Annotated in this window: 14 protein-coding genes; 5 read left to right on the top strand and 9 right to left on the bottom strand. The window is 70.2% G+C overall.

Annotated features, from left to right (window positions below):
• Positions 1 to 83 precede the first annotated feature (83 nt).
• The 4 genes from ACWF9G_RS14590 to ACWF9G_RS14575 are packed head-to-tail and all read left to right on the top strand — an operon-like array spanning position 84 to position 5,126.
• Positions 84 to 1,322, top strand: coding sequence for a cytochrome P450 (locus tag ACWF9G_RS14590; protein WP_452515713.1), 1,239 nt, complete (start codon positions 84 to 86; stop codon positions 1,320 to 1,322).
• A complete protein-coding gene (locus tag ACWF9G_RS14585) occupies positions 1,319 to 2,542 on the top strand; it encodes a cytochrome P450 (protein WP_452515712.1) in 1,224 nt (407 codons plus the stop codon). The genes ACWF9G_RS14590 and ACWF9G_RS14585 overlap by 4 nt, the downstream gene beginning before the upstream one ends.
• Complete coding sequence (locus ACWF9G_RS14580) at positions 2,539 to 3,837, top strand: FAD-dependent oxidoreductase (protein WP_452515710.1); 1,299 nt, start codon at positions 2,539 to 2,541, stop codon at positions 3,835 to 3,837. Before ACWF9G_RS14585 ends, ACWF9G_RS14580 begins: the two co-directional genes overlap by 4 nt.
• 32 nt (positions 3,838 to 3,869) lie before the next feature.
• On the top strand, positions 3,870 to 5,126 hold the full coding sequence (locus ACWF9G_RS14575) for a cytochrome P450 (RefSeq protein WP_379308822.1): 1,257 nt from the start codon (positions 3,870 to 3,872) through the stop codon (positions 5,124 to 5,126).
• A gap of 42 nt (positions 5,127 to 5,168) precedes the next feature.
• On the opposite strand, the gene ACWF9G_RS14570 is transcribed toward ACWF9G_RS14575, so the two are convergent.
• Complete coding sequence (locus tag ACWF9G_RS14570) at positions 5,169 to 6,050, bottom strand: LysR family transcriptional regulator (RefSeq protein ID WP_452515709.1); 882 nt, start codon at positions 6,048 to 6,050, stop codon at positions 5,169 to 5,171.
• A 166-nt stretch (positions 6,051 to 6,216) separates the two neighbouring features.
• On the opposite strand from ACWF9G_RS14570, the gene ACWF9G_RS14565 reads away from it, so the two are divergent.
• Complete coding sequence (locus tag ACWF9G_RS14565) at positions 6,217 to 7,158, top strand: SMP-30/gluconolactonase/LRE family protein (protein WP_452515707.1); 942 nt, start codon at positions 6,217 to 6,219, stop codon at positions 7,156 to 7,158.
• An 84-nt stretch (positions 7,159 to 7,242) separates the two neighbouring features.
• Here ACWF9G_RS14565 and ACWF9G_RS14560 read toward each other — a convergent pair whose 3' ends face one another.
• From ACWF9G_RS14560 to ACWF9G_RS14525, 8 genes are all read right to left on the bottom strand, one after another.
• The gene (locus tag ACWF9G_RS14560) at positions 7,243 to 7,686 is read right to left on the bottom strand and encodes a PaaI family thioesterase (RefSeq protein ID WP_379308825.1); all 444 of its coding nucleotides are present in this window, start codon (positions 7,684 to 7,686) and stop codon (positions 7,243 to 7,245) included.
• On the bottom strand, positions 7,683 to 9,401 hold the full coding sequence (locus tag ACWF9G_RS14555; RefSeq protein ID WP_452515705.1) for a fatty acyl-AMP ligase: 1,719 nt from the start codon (positions 9,399 to 9,401) through the stop codon (positions 7,683 to 7,685). The genes ACWF9G_RS14560 and ACWF9G_RS14555 overlap by 4 nt, the downstream gene beginning before the upstream one ends.
• Positions 9,398 to 10,627: a cytochrome P450 gene (locus ACWF9G_RS14550; RefSeq protein ID WP_452515703.1), complete on the bottom strand. Its 1,230-nt coding sequence runs from the start codon at positions 10,625 to 10,627 to the stop codon at positions 9,398 to 9,400. Before ACWF9G_RS14550 ends, ACWF9G_RS14555 begins: the two co-directional genes overlap by 4 nt.
• Positions 10,624 to 11,514 (bottom strand): class I SAM-dependent methyltransferase, encoded by an 891-nt coding sequence (locus tag ACWF9G_RS14545; protein ID WP_452515702.1) that lies wholly within the window; start codon positions 11,512 to 11,514, stop codon positions 10,624 to 10,626. Before ACWF9G_RS14545 ends, ACWF9G_RS14550 begins: the two co-directional genes overlap by 4 nt.
• Entirely contained in the window at positions 11,511 to 11,774 is a 264-nt protein-coding gene (locus ACWF9G_RS14540) for an acyl carrier protein (protein ID WP_379308829.1), read from the bottom strand. Before ACWF9G_RS14540 ends, ACWF9G_RS14545 begins: the two co-directional genes overlap by 4 nt.
• 8 nt (positions 11,775 to 11,782) lie before the next feature.
• Positions 11,783 to 12,709, bottom strand: a complete 927-nt coding sequence (locus tag ACWF9G_RS14535; RefSeq protein WP_452515700.1) for an acyl-CoA desaturase — start codon at positions 12,707 to 12,709, stop codon at positions 11,783 to 11,785.
• A gap of 119 nt (positions 12,710 to 12,828) precedes the next feature.
• Positions 12,829 to 13,812 (bottom strand): alcohol dehydrogenase catalytic domain-containing protein, encoded by a 984-nt coding sequence (locus ACWF9G_RS14530; RefSeq protein WP_379308831.1) that lies wholly within the window; start codon positions 13,810 to 13,812, stop codon positions 12,829 to 12,831.
• Positions 13,813 to 13,885: 73 nt separating this feature from the next.
• The gene (locus ACWF9G_RS14525) at positions 13,886 to 14,281 is read right to left on the bottom strand and encodes a hypothetical protein (protein ID WP_452515698.1); all 396 of its coding nucleotides are present in this window, start codon (positions 14,279 to 14,281) and stop codon (positions 13,886 to 13,888) included.
• Positions 14,282 to 14,390: the final 109 nt, after the last annotated feature.

Below are 14,390 nucleotides of genomic sequence, written 5' to 3'. Positions count from 1 at the left end.
GGCAATACTGCACGAATTCGCGGCGCGCCTGCGGTGACGATGAGCGGCGAAATCCCCGCACCGATATCGCCCAGGAGCTGCCGGTGACTTCCGATCATGTCGCGGTCGACGACCCGACCCCGGTGCAGATCGCGGTGCTGGAGAGCGTCGCACCGCACTGCCGCCACGACCCGTATCCGAGCTATGCGACCCTGCGCGCGGCCGGTCCGTTCGTCCCTGGCCCTCGCGACACCCATCTGGTGCCGCGGCACGCCGAAGCCCAGGCGATCCTGAGCGACCCGCGCTGGAGCCACGCGGAGGAGCCGGAGTTGCTGCACGGTGACAGCGAGGTCGAACTGCCCGGTTCCTTCCTCTGGATGGAGCCGCCGGACCACACCCGGCTGCGCGGCCTGGTCGGCAAGGCGTTCACCGCGCGCACCGTGGCCGGACTGCACGAGCGGGCCGAGCAGCTGGTCGACGGACTGCTCACGGCGATGCTGGCCGACGGCGAGACCGATGTTCTGGAGGCGCTGGCCTACCCCGTGCCGTTGACGCTGATCTGCGAACTGCTCGGCGTCCCCGCCGAATCCCACGCCCACGTCCGCGAGATCTCGGCGCACATCGCCCGCGGCCTCGACCCGGACACCCTGCTCAGCCCGGCGGAACTGGCCGCGCGCACCACCGCCGTGCACGCGTTCACCGACTTCTTCGGCGACCTCATCGCGCAGCGCCGCCGCGACCCGCGCGAGGACCTGATCACCGCGCTGGTGCAGGCCGAGGACGCCGGCGTACGGCTGACCCGAAATGAGCTCATCGGCACCCTGCTGATCCTGGTCGTGGCCGGACACGAGACCACGGTCAACCTCATCGGCAACGGACTGCTGGCGCTGATCCGCCATCCCGGCCAGTTCCAGCTGCTGCGCGAGGACCCGGCGCTGTGTGTGCCCGCGGTCGACGAAGTGCTGCGCTACGACCCGCCCGTGCACCTGACCACCCGCACCGCCCGCCACGAGATCGAGCTCGCCGGAAAGACTTTCGTCCCCGGCGACGCGGTGATCGTGCTGATCGGCTCGGCCGCCCGTGACCCCGAGGCCTTCCCGGACGCCGACCGTTTCGACCTCGGCCGTTACCTGCCGGGCCGGCGACCTGAGCGGCACTTGTCGTTCGGGCTCGGTCTGCACTACTGCCTCGGCGCGCCGCTGGCCCGCCTGGAGATGCAGACGGTGCTGCGGGCCGTCGCCACCCGTGTCGAGCGGATGCATCTGCTCGCCGAACCGCCGTATCGCCCGAACGTGGTCGTGCGCGGCATGTCCGAACTGCGAATCAGCCTGGAGGGCCGATGAGTACCGCTGTCCCCGCCGACCTCACCTTCGACGCGTTCGCGCCCGATCACCGCGCCGACCCGTACCCCGCCTACCATCGCGTCCGCGAGGCGACACCGCTGTTCCCCTACGCACTCGGCGACGTCCCGGTGACGCTGGTGACCCGCTACGAGGAGTGCGCCGCGGTTCTCACCGGAAATGATTGGGGCCACGGCTATTCGGCGGGCATCAGCCCGTTCCGCGACACCACCGCCGCCATCCCCGGTTCCTTCGTCCGGATGGACCCGCCCGAGCACGGCCGCTACCGCAAGCTGGTGGCGAAAGCGTTCACCCCCAAGCTGATCGGCGAGATGGCGCCGGTCGCGGGCACGGTGGTCGACGGGCTTGTCGACGCCGCGCTCGAGCGCGGAGAACTGGACGTGCTCGAGGATCTGGCGGTGCCGCTGGCCGTCGCGATGGTCGCGGTGCGCCTGCTCGGCGCCGACGCGGCCGACGGAAACAGCTTCCGCGCCTGGCAATTGGCGATCGCGCGCGGCAGCGACCCGGACTCGCTGCTCGGTCCCGACGACATCAGCGCCCGCACCGACGCCGCCATCGCCTGCATGGGGCACTTCGCGCGGCTCATCGGCGAGAAGAAGCAGCAGCCGGGCGCCGACCTGCTCAGCGAACTGGTCGCGGCCAGCGTGGACGGTGATTTCCTCACCGAACCCGAAGTGATCGGGATGTCGCTGCTGCTGCTCGTCGCCGGTATGGAGACCTCGATCAACCTGATCGGCAACGGGCTGCTCGCCCTGCTGCGCCACCCCGGCCAGCTGGCGCTGCTGCGCACCCATCCCGAACTGATCGGGCCCGCGATCGACGAGATGCTGCGCTACGACGCGCCGACCCAGTTCACGATCCGGGTGGCGCTCGACGACACCCAGGTCGGTGCGCACACCTTCCGCCGCGGCGACGGCGTCGTCGTCCTCACCGGCTCGGCCAATCGCGACGAGCGGGTCTACCGCGACGCCGACACCTTCGACATCACCCGCTTCACCGGAAACCGGCCCCCGCGTAAGCATCTCGGCTTCAGTCTCGGCATCCACTACTGTGTCGGCGCGCCGCTGGCCCGGATCGAGGCCGAGGCGGCCATCCGCACCCTGCTGGACCGCGCACCCGACCTGGCGCTGGCCGACGAGCCGATCGAATACCGCCCCAGCCTGATCCACCGCGGTATCCGGCACCTTCCGGTGACACTGTGACCGCGCCAGGCGGGCACGCGATCGTCATCGGCGCCGGGGTCGCCGGGCTGCTGGCCGCGCGGGTACTCGCCGACACCTTCGAACGGGTCACCGTCGTGGAGCGCGACGAGCTGGACGCGAAAGAGACTGTGCGTCGCGGTGTTCCGCAGGCCTGGCATCTGCACGGCCTGCTCGATCGCGGCCGCCGGATCATGGAGGAGCTGTATCCGGGCTTCACCGAACAGGCGGTGTCGGACGGCGCGACCGTCGCCGAAGTGCTGATCGGCACCCGGTGGTATGTGGGCGGTTCCCGGCTCGCGGCCGGCTCGACGGGTCTGACCTCGGTGATCGCGACGCGGTCGCTGCTCGAGACGGTGTTGCGCAGGCGCACGCTGCGCTTGCGCGGTATCGAGTTGCTGACCCGCACGACAGTGCAGGGGCTGGTCGGTGACGCGCAGCGGGTCCGCGCGGTGACGGTGCTCGGTCCGGCGGGCACGCAGACGCTCGGCGCCGACCTGATCGTCGACGCGGGCGGTCGCGGCTCACGGATCACGCAGTGGCTCACCGAGATCGGCGCCGAGACCCCCGAGGAAGAGCGGCTCGACGTCGATCTCGGCTACACGTCACGGTTCTTCCGGCACCAGCCGGGTCAGCTCGGCGGGCAGGCCTCGGTGATCGTCTCGACCGGCGCCAACGGGCGCGGTGGCGGCGCGGTCCGGGTGGAGGGTGACCGGTGGCATGTCACCCTCGCCGGGATGCTCGGTGATCATCCGCCGGTCGACGACCAGGGCTTCCGCGACTACGCCGCGTCGCTGTCGGCCCCCGACATCCACACCATCATCGTGGATTCCGAGCCGCTCGGCGACGCGGTGCCCTACCGCTTCCGGACCGCGGTGCGGCGCCGCTTCGACCGCCAGAGCTCTCCGCCGAGCGGGCTGCTCGTGCTCGGTGACGCGCTGTGCGCCTTCAATCCCCTCTACGCCCAGGGCATGACAGTCGCCGCCTTGCAGGCCGCAGCGCTGCGGGAATGCCTGAGCGCGGGAGCGGCCGATCTACCCGCGCGCTACTACGCGGCCGCCGCCGACGCGGTCGCGGTGGCCTGGCAGCTGGCCGCCGGATCGGATCTGCGGCACCCGGGCGTCGAGGGCAGGCGCACGCTGCGGACCCGGCTCACCAATGTCTTCGTCACCCGGGTGCAGCGCGTCGCGCACCACGACCCCCGCGTAGCCAGGACCTTCCTGCGGGTCGCCCACCTGGTCGACCCGCCCGCCGCGCTCACCGCGCCGGGCACGCTGCGCCGAATCCTCCTTTCCTGACCCACCCACCGGAGAACACAGGAGACCCACCCATGACCTCCACGACTTCCCCGATCGATGCCCAGGCAGTCCAGACCGCACTGGTCCAGCTGTTCGGGCCGGACGGCCGCGCCGATCCGTATGCCCCCGCCCGCGTGCTGCGCGAGGCGGGCCCCATCCACCAGACCCCGCTCGGCCACCATGTGCTGACCCGGTACGAGGACTGCGCCGCGGTGCTGTCCACCACCGCGTGGAGCCACGCCGAAGAAGCGGCGATGATGCACCCGACGGTGTCGCCGGAGAACGCCGCCGAGGAACTGCCCACGTCGTTCCTGTGGATGGAGCCGCCGGACCACACCCGCCTGCGCAACCTCGTCACCAAGGGGTTCACCCCGCGCATGGTGACCCGGCTGCGCCCGCGGATCGAGCAGCTGTGCGAGCAACTCGTCGACGACGCTTTGGCCGCAGGCGAATTCGACCTCGTCGAGATGATCGCCTACCCGCTGCCGCTGATCATCGCCTGCGAACTCATCGGTGTGCCCGAGGACGCCTACGACCAGGTCCACCGGTGGTCCCAGGACCTGGCCCGCGGCTTCGACCACGACTACACGCTGCCCGAGGAATGCCTGAGCGCCCGCAGCGCCGCCTCACGCGGATTCATGGGCTACTTCCGCGAACTGCTCAACGAACGGCGCGTCACCCCGCGCGACGACCTGCTCAGCGTGCTGTCCCAGGTCGAGGACCGCGGCGATGTGCTCACCGAGCAGGAACTCCTCGCGACCTGCATCACGACCTTCGTGGCGGGCCACGAGACCACCGCCAACCTGATCGGCACCGGCATGTTGCGCCTGCTGCGCAACCCCGACCAGGTCCAGCTGCTGCGCGACCGTCCCGAACTGCTCGCCGTCGCCCCCGACGAACTGCTCCGGCTCGATCCGTCGGTGCAGATCACCACGCGCGCCGCGACCCGCCCGATCACCGTCGCCGGGCACGAGTTCGAGAAGGGCGAAGGCGTTGTGGTGCTGATCAACTCGGCCAACCACGATCCGGCTGCCTACCCCGATCCCGATCGGGTCGACCTGACCCGGTACTCCGATCCGATGAACCCGGCCAAGAAGCACCTCGGGTTCAGCCTCGGCATCCATTACTGCCTCGGCGCCCCGCTGGCGCTGCTGGAGATGGAGATCCTGCTCGACGTGCTGCTGCGCAAGGTCGGCACGTTCGAATTGCGGTCGGAGAACCCGCCGTTCAAGCCGAATGTCGTCATCCGCGGTCTGGAATCGCTGCAGGTCGCGGTCACCCCGGCCTGATCCGTATCCGCTACAGCCCCGTCGGTCCCGCCGGCGGGGCTGTCAGTGCTGATCTGCCGGGATATCCAGGGCCGCGAGGAAAGCCGTCGCCGCCGGGCTGCGGTCGGTGCGGTTCCACACGATGTACTCGATGCGGGTCGGCGCGTCGGTGACCTCGACGGTGCGCACGCCGGTGAGCTGCGGCGCGTGGGCGGCGGGCATCATGGCCACGCACAGGTCTTGCCCGACGAGGCGGGCGATGTAGTCCGCGGTCGTCACTTCGAAGGCGACGTCGCGGGTCAGGCCCGCCGCGGCGAACGCGAGATCCGATTGGATTCGTCCTGCCGTGCCCGCGGGCAGGTCGACGAAGACCTCGGTCGAGAGCCTGCGCAGGTCGACCGCCGGCTCGGTCGCGAGTGGATGGTTCGGTGCGACCACCGCGACGAGTCTGTCGCGGGCGAGTTCGTGGACCGCGACGCCGCGCGGTCGCACGGTGGTCGGCAGGCCGAGGAAGGCGACATCGAGCATGCCCTGCTCGACCTGGTCGGCGAGGTCCTCACTGGCACCCACCCGCAGGCTGATCCGCACGTGTGGATACCGCGCGCGGAATTCGCGCAGCGCGGCGGGCAGGTCGACGGCGGCGACCGTCGGGATCAGGCCGACAGCGAGCCTGCCCCGCACCTCGCCGACGGCGGCCGCGACCTCCGCCGCCGCCCGCTCGGCCGCGTCGAGACAGTGGCGGGCAGCGGGCAGGAAGGCCACCCCCGCCGCGGTGAGCCGCACCCGTCGGCTCGTGCGCTCGAACAGCTTCGCGCCCAATTCCCGTTCCAGCCGGGCGATCTGGTGGCTCAGCGCGGACTGCACGACCAGGCAGCGTTCGGCGGCCCGGGTGAAGCTGTTCGTCTCGGCGACGGCGAGGACATACCGCATCTGCTGGAGCTCCATGGATCCATCGTGAATCACGATCGGTGCGGTGACAAACATGTGTTGGATTCATCGATCGGCGCGGGGTGAGATGGAGTCCATGAAAATATCAGTGGCTCAGCCGGTTTCCACCGATGCGGGCCGCGGCGGCAGGCTCGCGCGCACCGTGCCCAGAGAGAAGGATGAGATGAAGCGAGTTCTCGCGACCGCGGCCGCGCTGGTCGGTGTCGCCGCTACCGTGCTGATGCCATCGCACCGGGCGGCCGCAGAAGACCCACTGTTCCCCACCACTATCGCGCTGCCCGCCGGGTTCCAGGCGGAGGGTGTCGCGATCGGATCGCTCCCGATCGCCTATTTCGGCTCCATGGCAGACGGTTCCATCTACCGAGCGAACCTGGTGACCGGGCACGGCGACCTGCTGACCCGTGGCCCCGGCACCCAGGCACTGGGCCTGCGACTGGACGACCGCGGCCGGCTGTTCGTCGCGGGCGGCACCGGCGGCGACTTCCGCGTCGTCGACGCCTGGACCGGCGCGGTACTGGCGACCTACCACTTCGCCACCGGACCACAGACATTCGTCAACGACATGGTCCTCACCCCGGAGGGCGCGTGGGTCACCGACTCGTTCGCCCCCGTCCTGTACCACCTGCCGATCGGTCCCGACGGTGCGCTCCCACCACCCGACGCGGTGGTCCGAATCCCCCTCACCGGCGACATCGACTACGTCCCAGGAGCTTTCAACGCCAACGGCATCGTCCGCACCCCGGACGGCACCGGACTCCTGATCGTCCAGTCGGTCACCGGTCAGCTGTTCCGGGTCGACCCGACCACCGGCCTCGCGCGCCGAGTCGATCTCGGCGGCGAATCGCTCACCGACGGTGACGGATTGCTCCTCCAGGACACCACCCTGTTCGCAGTCCAGAACCGCCGCAACGCGATCGCGATGATCACCCTCGACCCCGCAGGCACCGTCGGCACACTTGACCGCCGAATCACCGACCCGCGCTTCGACGTTCCGGCCACCATCGCCGCCTACGGTGACCGCCTGTACCTCCCGAACGCCCGCTTCGGCACCGCCCCCACCCCGAACACCCCCTACTCGGCCGTGGCTGTCGACCGGCCACGATGATTCGAAGCGCTGCGGGGCGACTCGAGGACCATCAGGCCGCGTCGACAGCCGAGGTGCCGCGGGGCAGGCATCGAGATCGCGACCTCACGGTGTGGCGATGCGGACGTTGCGCATCGTGACCAGGGCTGTCGCGCAGAGGGTTTCGCCGGTGTCGTCGACGGAGAACACGTCGGCGGCGGCGATGGTGAGCAGCGCGCCGGGCTTGATCACCCGGCCGCGCGCGATCACCGTGGCGCCCTTGGCAGGTGCGAGGATCTTCACCGTGTAGTCGATGGTCATGTTGACCCAGCCGATCGGCAGCAGGGTGCCCGCGGCCGAGCCGGCGGCGAAGTCGGCGAGTGAGCCGAGGACACCACCCTGGAAGTATCCGTCGTGCTGGGTGAGTTCGGGGCGGTGGGGTTGGACGATCTCGACCTCGCCGGGTTCGATCCGGCCGAAGTGGAAGCCCAGGTGGGCGGCGGCGGGCATGGACAGCACCGCGGCGGGGACCACCTGGGCGAAATCGGGGTTCGGGGCCTGCGTCGTCATCGGGTCCGGCTCCTCTGCTCGGGGGTGTGCGGCCATGCCGCGAATCCTGCCGCCGCGTACCGCGCGCGGGCAGCCGATCGCATGATCTTGCCACTGCTCGTCTTGGCCAGCTGGTCGGGCAGCGTCAGCACCAGGTCGCCGACGGCGAGTTCGTGTTCGCGGATCACCGCGGCCCTGATGGCGCCGATCACCTCGGCGGGGTCGGCGTCGAGCCGGTCCCGGCGCAGTTCTTGCACGACGACGAGGCGCTCGCCCGCGTCGCCGGGGTAGGCGAAGGCCGCCGAACTCCCGTGCCGGAGCGCGCGGTGTGCGGATTGCACGGTGTCCTCGATATCGTGCGGGTAGTGGTTGCGGCCACGGATGATCACCATGTCCTTGGTGCGGCCGACGACATAGAGTTCGCCGTCCACCAGCAGCCCGACATCGCCGGTGCGCAGCCACGCGGTGCGCGGATCGTCGGCCGTGCGCGCTCGCAACAGTTCCTCGGTCGCCTCGGGTCGCTGCCAATACCCCTGCGCCACATGGTCACCGGCCACCCAGATCTCCCCGGTGCGGCCGGGCGGGCACGGCCGCAGCGTGGCGGTGTCGACGATCCGCAGCCGTTCACCGGTCAGCACCCGGCCCGAACTCACCAGCGTGCGTGCCTTGCCGGGCCGGGCGGGCAGGTAGCGGCCCGCGCCGAGCGCCTCGGTGTCGACCGTCAGAGTGCGCGGCCCGCGACCCTTGTCGCTGCCCGTGACCAGCAGCGTCGCCTCGGCGAGTCCGTAGCACGGATACAGCGAGGTAGCCCGGAATCCGTGTGGGGCGAAGGTTTCGGTGAACCGGGCCAGGGTGTTCGGGCGGATCGGCTCCGCGCCGTTGAACGCGACCTGCCAGCTGGTGAGATCGAGGTCGGGCAGCGGTTCGACGGCGGCCCTGGCGACACAGGCGTCGAAGGCGAAGTTCGGTCCACCGCTGGAATGCGCGCGGTACTCGCTGATCGCCGACAACCACAGCAGCGGCCGCCGCACGAAGGTGGCGGGCGACATCAGCACGCCGGTCGCGCCCACCCAGAGTGGTTGCAGCACATTGCCGATCAGTCCCTGATCGTGGAACAGCGGCGCCCAGCCGACCACAGTGGACCCGCTGTCGTGCCCGAACGCCTGCCGGATCATCTCCTGATTCGCGGCGAGATTGCGGTGCGAGACCATGACTCCCTTCGGCGTGGAAGTGGAGCCGGAGGTGTATTGCAGGAAAGCCACCGCGTCAGGCTCGAGTGGCTCGGCGGCGAACTCGGCACGGCCGACGGTATCCACCGTGACCCAGTGTGCTTGGGGCAGTAGCGGTCCCAGCGTGGTGCGCAGCGAGTGCAGTATCGCGCTGACGGTGAGGACCGCCGCGGGCGCGCAGTCCTGCCCGATCGATCGGGTGGCGTGCTGGACGTGCTCACGGCGCGGCGGATTCACCGGAACCGCGATCACCCGCGCGTACAGGCAGCCGAAATACGCGGCGAGGAAATCCAGCCCCGGCGGGAAGACCAGCAGCGCGCGCTCGCCCGGCTTACACACCGAACGCAACTGCGCCGCGACGGCGGACGCTCGCGTGTGCAAGGCAGCGTAGGTGAGCCGGTCGGCCTCGGCGCCGGTGTCGTCGAGGAAGCGGTAGGCGACCCGGTCCGGATCGGTGTGGGCGCGCTCGCGCAGGACATCGGGCAGCAACGTGACGGGCCGGGTCATCTGCTCGCCCCGAACGACATCGGGAGACTGTCGAGACCGCGGAGCAGGAAACTGTGCTCCTGCCAGCGGAATCCGGCGCTCGGCGTGGTGAGCCGCGGATGCCTGCGGAGCAAGGCGTCCAGTGCGATGCGGGTCTGCAGCTCGGCCAGCGCGCCGCCGAGGCAGCCGTGCATGCCGTGCCCGAAGGCGAGGTGCGCGCCGGGGGTGCGGGTGATGTCGAATTCGTCGGGACGAGCGAAGACCTCGGGGTCCCGGTTCGCCGCGCCCAAGCACACCAGGACGTGATCGCCCGCGCGGATCGTCTCCCCGCCGATCACCATGTCCCGGGTCGCCTGCCGCTTGGTCAACTGCAGCGGCGTGTCGTAGCGCAAGGCCTCCGTGACGGCCGCGCCGAGCCGTTCGGGGGACCGGCGCACCATGGCGGCCTGATCCGGGTGCCGCAGCAGGGCCAGCGTTGCGGTGCCGATCAGCGACTTGGTGGTCTCGGTGCCCGCGACGAAACACATGATGCAGACGAAGATCAGTTCCTCGTCGGTGAGGTGGTCGCCGCCCGCGGTGCGCGCGGCGAGCAACCGGCTGATCAGATCGTCGCCAGGCCGGGCGCGGCGTTCGGCGAGCACCTCCGCCAGCGCGTCGGCGAACAGCTCGACCACCGTGCGCACCCGCGCCAGATCCGCTGCCTTCATGAGTCCGGGTTCGAGGAGGAACCGGATGTCGTTGGTCCAGCCGCCGACCCAGGCGTGCAGGGCCGTCGGCAGCGCCATCCACTCGCACAGCACCGCCACCGGGAGCGGCGCGGCCAGGTCGGTGACCGCGTCGACGCCGCCCGCCGCGACCGCCGGACGCAGCAGCCGTTCGGCGACCGCGGCGACCACAGGTTCGAGCGCCGCGATCGTGCGCGCGGTGAACACCTTGTTCACCAATCCGCGCAGCCGCGCGTGCTCGGGATTGTCGGTGAACACCAGCGAGGCGCGGCCGAGCCGGTCGATCCGCGCCACCTCCGGCTGACCGAGCCTGCGCGCCTGCTCGGTGACCAGCTTCGGGATCAGGCCCGCGCTGAACGACTTGTCGTGCAGGACAGCGCGCGCGTCCGGATGACGGGTCAGCACCCACATGCCGAGTGTCTTGTGCACCGGCCTGGTTTCCCGCAGCGCGCGGTACGAGGGGTAGGGGTCGCGGCGGAACTCGGTGCTGAACGGGTTGAACCGGGCCTGCGAGAGCGTCATCGCCGACTCCGGAAGAAGGCGTCGGGGTACGGCCGGGCGACGATCCGCAGCAGTCCCAGCTTGCCCATCCGGAACCCGAGCGCCGACAACTTCAGATAGCGCTCGTACCGGGCGACGGTCTCCGCGCCGACCAGCTCGACCGCCTCGGCCCGGTGCTCGCGCAGCCGCCGCGCCCACTGTTCGCAGGTCCAGGCGTAGTCGAGCCGGTCGTCGGTGAGCGTGGCGATCTCGAACAGGCCGTCGGCGGCCGCGGTGATCTCGGCGAGCGTCGGCAGATCGGCGTCGGGGAAGATCTCCTGCTGCATGAACGCGCTGGCCTGGTCGCGGCGCATATTGCCGTAGGCGATCGTTTGCAGCGACAAGGTGCCGTCGGTGGTCAGCCAGTCCCGGCAGCGGGTGAAGAACTCCCGGTAGACCGCGATCTTCGCGGCAGGCGGGTCGTCGGGTCGCGCGAAATGCTCGAACGCGCCGATCGAGATGATGCCGTCGAACCGGGAACCGGGTTCGAAGTGCACCCAGCTCTGGGTGCGGACCTCGACACCGGGCAACGCCAACGCACGCACATGAGCTGCCTGCTCGTCGCTGAGCGTCAAGCCGACCAGATGCGGAACACCGTGCTCCCTGCTGCCCCGCGCCAGGACCGCACCCCACCCGCAGCCGATGTCGAGCACCGACTCCGCCTGATCGGCGCCGACCGCGCTCAGGTGATGCCGGAGCTTGCGTTCCTGCGCCGATTCGAGTGTGTCACTCGGGCATTCGGGCATGGCGCACGAGTAGCTGAGCGACTCGTCGAGCCACAGGCGGTAGAAGTCGTTGCCGATGTCGTAGTGGTGCCGGATCGCCGCGGCCGCCGCCTCGGCGCGGGCGGTGTCGGCCACCTCGGTCACGAGTGCGTGGCGGGGGCGGTCAGCTGCTCGTGCAGATGACCCGCGACCGCGTCGAGCGTCGGGTTCTCGTAGAGATCGTCGGGCGACAGATCCACGCCGAACCGCTCCTCCACCTCGATGAGCAGGGCGACCGCCAGCGCGGAATCGACACCGAGACGGTCGAAGTCGGCGAGCGGGTCGATCGAGGCCGCCGGTACCTCGAGCAGCTGCCCGAGATACTCCTGGCACCACGTGACAATGGCTTCTCTGCTGGTGTCCATGTCAGCTCCTATGCGCGTTTGGCGGCCAGCCGGTCGGCCGACGGGATCTTGAGATCCCAAGCCAGACCGAAGGTTTCGAGCGTCCAGATCAGCCAGTAGCCGGGATCGAGCCGGTACCAGTGCAATCCGAACGACGGTGACTCGGGAAAGGCGTGATGGTTGTTGTGCCAGGACTCACCGAGGGTGATCAGCGCGAACACACCGCCGTTGCGGCTGTTCTCCCTGGACCGGTACGGACGGGTGCCGACCCTGTGCAGGAACGAGTTGATCGCCCAGACGATGTGCTCGAGCAGGAAGATCCGCACGAACCCACCCCACAGCAGCCCGCTGACGGCGCCCGTCCAGCTCAGGGTGAGCAGTCCACCCAGCACGGTCGGGATCAGCAGGCCCAGACCCACCCACCAGTAGTACAACCGGGTGACCCGTATCAGCGAGCGATCCTTGATCAGGTCGGGTGCGTAGTGGACGACATTCGGGTACTCGTGGTGGCGCATCCACAGGAAATGCGAATGTGCCAGCCCGCGCAGCACGCCACGCACGCCGTCACCGGAGAGGTTGGGGGAGTGCGGATCTCCCGCTCGATCGCTGTACTCGTGATGCCGCCGATGCAACGCCACCCACGACACCACCGGCCCCTGACCCGCCATCGACCCCAGCACCGCCAGCACGGCGGCGACCGCGGTGGTCGTGTGGAAGGTGCGGTGGGTGAACAGCCGGTGATAGCCGACCGTGATGCCGAGTCCGGTCGCCAGCCACATGCCGAACAGCAGCGCGAACTCGACGACACCGAACGGCCGCACGAACAGGAAACCCAGTGCGGCAACGGTTCCGGCGATCGGCGCGACATCGAACAGCAGGAAGTGCCTGCGTTGCAGCCGGTGGATGTAGGGGTTGCTGATCGTCTTCTTCCGCGGCACGGTGTCGTCGCGCGTCATCTCACCCTCGTCAGCTCGAAATCCGCCAGCCGGACAGTCGGACCGTAACAACGGGCGAAGCCCACGGCGTGCGCTCGCCGTGGGCTTCGATCGTCGGATCGGACTTGTGTATGGCGGTGTCACCGCGCGCCGGCGCGCAACACCACCTTGCCGTTGCGACCGGGGGTTTCCGACAGGACGGCCGCGTCGGCGGCGCCGTCGAGCGGGAACTCCGCCTGGACCTCCAGCCGGAGCGTGCCGTCGGCGGCGCGGCCGACGAGTTCGTGCACGAGGCGGACATAGTCGGCGTGGTCGATCTCGGCGCTGCGCTGCTGCCCCCAGAAGCCTTTGACCACAGCCTGTTTGAAGATGACGGCGCCGGTGTCGATGATCAGCGGCTGACCCGACAGCGCACCGAAGGAGACCAGTTCGCCACGCGGGGCGAGCAGCGACATCAGTGCGCCCGCCGCCTGCCCGCTGACCTGGTCGACGGCCCGCACGATCGGCTCGCCGTTGGTGACCGAGGCCGCCCTGGCCGCCCAGCCCTCGACCTCGGTGTCGATCACCGGCCCGTAGCCGATCTGCTCCATCGCCCGCACCGATCCGGGGCCGCGAACCAGGCTCAGCACGTGCACGCCCCGTTGCTGCGCGAACAGATTCACCAGGCGGCCGACCGCGCCGTTGGCGGCGTTGACCGTGATCCACTGTCCCGGCTGCACCCGCAGATCGTCGAGCAGCATCAGTGAACTGAGTGGCATGGCCAGCAGCTGGCAGGCGGTCTCGTCGGACACCGTCGGCGGCATCGGGACCACCTGCTCGGCGCGGGCGAGGAAGTACTCCGCCCACGTCGCGCGGGCGCCCGCGACCGCGACCCGCTGCCCGACCTGGATCCCGGCGCCCGGCCCGACCGCGTCGACGACACCGACCGCCTCGGTGCCGGGGATCGCGGGCAGCGGGGGCCGGTAGCCGTAGACGCCGCGGATGATGGCGAGATCATGGTTGTGGATCGGTGACAGCGTCATCGCGATCCGCACCTCACCCGGCCCCGGCGCGGGCGGCGGCACCTCTTGCGCGGTGAGCACGTCCTTCGGTTCGCCGAACCGGTCGATGACAACTGCCTGCATGTCCGCCTCCGTGGTGGTTGCGAGTTCTGCACGAGCCTTGTCCCATTGTGGCACCGCGGCCGGGCCGGGCCGGTCAGGCCAGGGGCGTCTCGTGGACCGTGCGCCAGCGCAGTCCGCCCTGGCCGTCGGTGACGAGGACGGCGGTGACCCGGCGGGCGGTGACGGTGCCGCCGACGAGGTGGCGTTCGAGGAAGCGGATCACCACCGTGGTGCCGTCGTCGAGGAGGGTCTCGACGTCGGTGATCTCTATCGTCAGGCCCGGTTGCGCATGGCGGGCCGCGCGCAGGCCGGTCAGCAGGTCGTTCCTGGCGACCACCTCGCCCGCGGTGGTGACCATGGTGAATGCCGGATGCTGGGCGGCGGCGAAGCGGTCGAAGACCTCGTCGGGGGCGGCCGTGCCCAGCCACCGCGCCAGGTCGGCATGCAGGGATTCGACGGCGGCGGGCACATCAGGGGTGGGGTGGGACACGCCCGAAGTCTAGGTGGCAGGCGCCGAGGCAGCGCGGGGACGGGAAGTCAATACGCCGCAGGGTTGATGAGCGTGGGCGGCGGTGTCGTCCGGAAATCGCCCGCGCGGC

The organism is Nocardia sp. NPDC055029 (assembly GCF_053608525.1).
The sequence above is the reverse complement of the archived record's forward strand: the minus strand, read 5'-3'. Positions and strand labels throughout refer to the sequence as shown.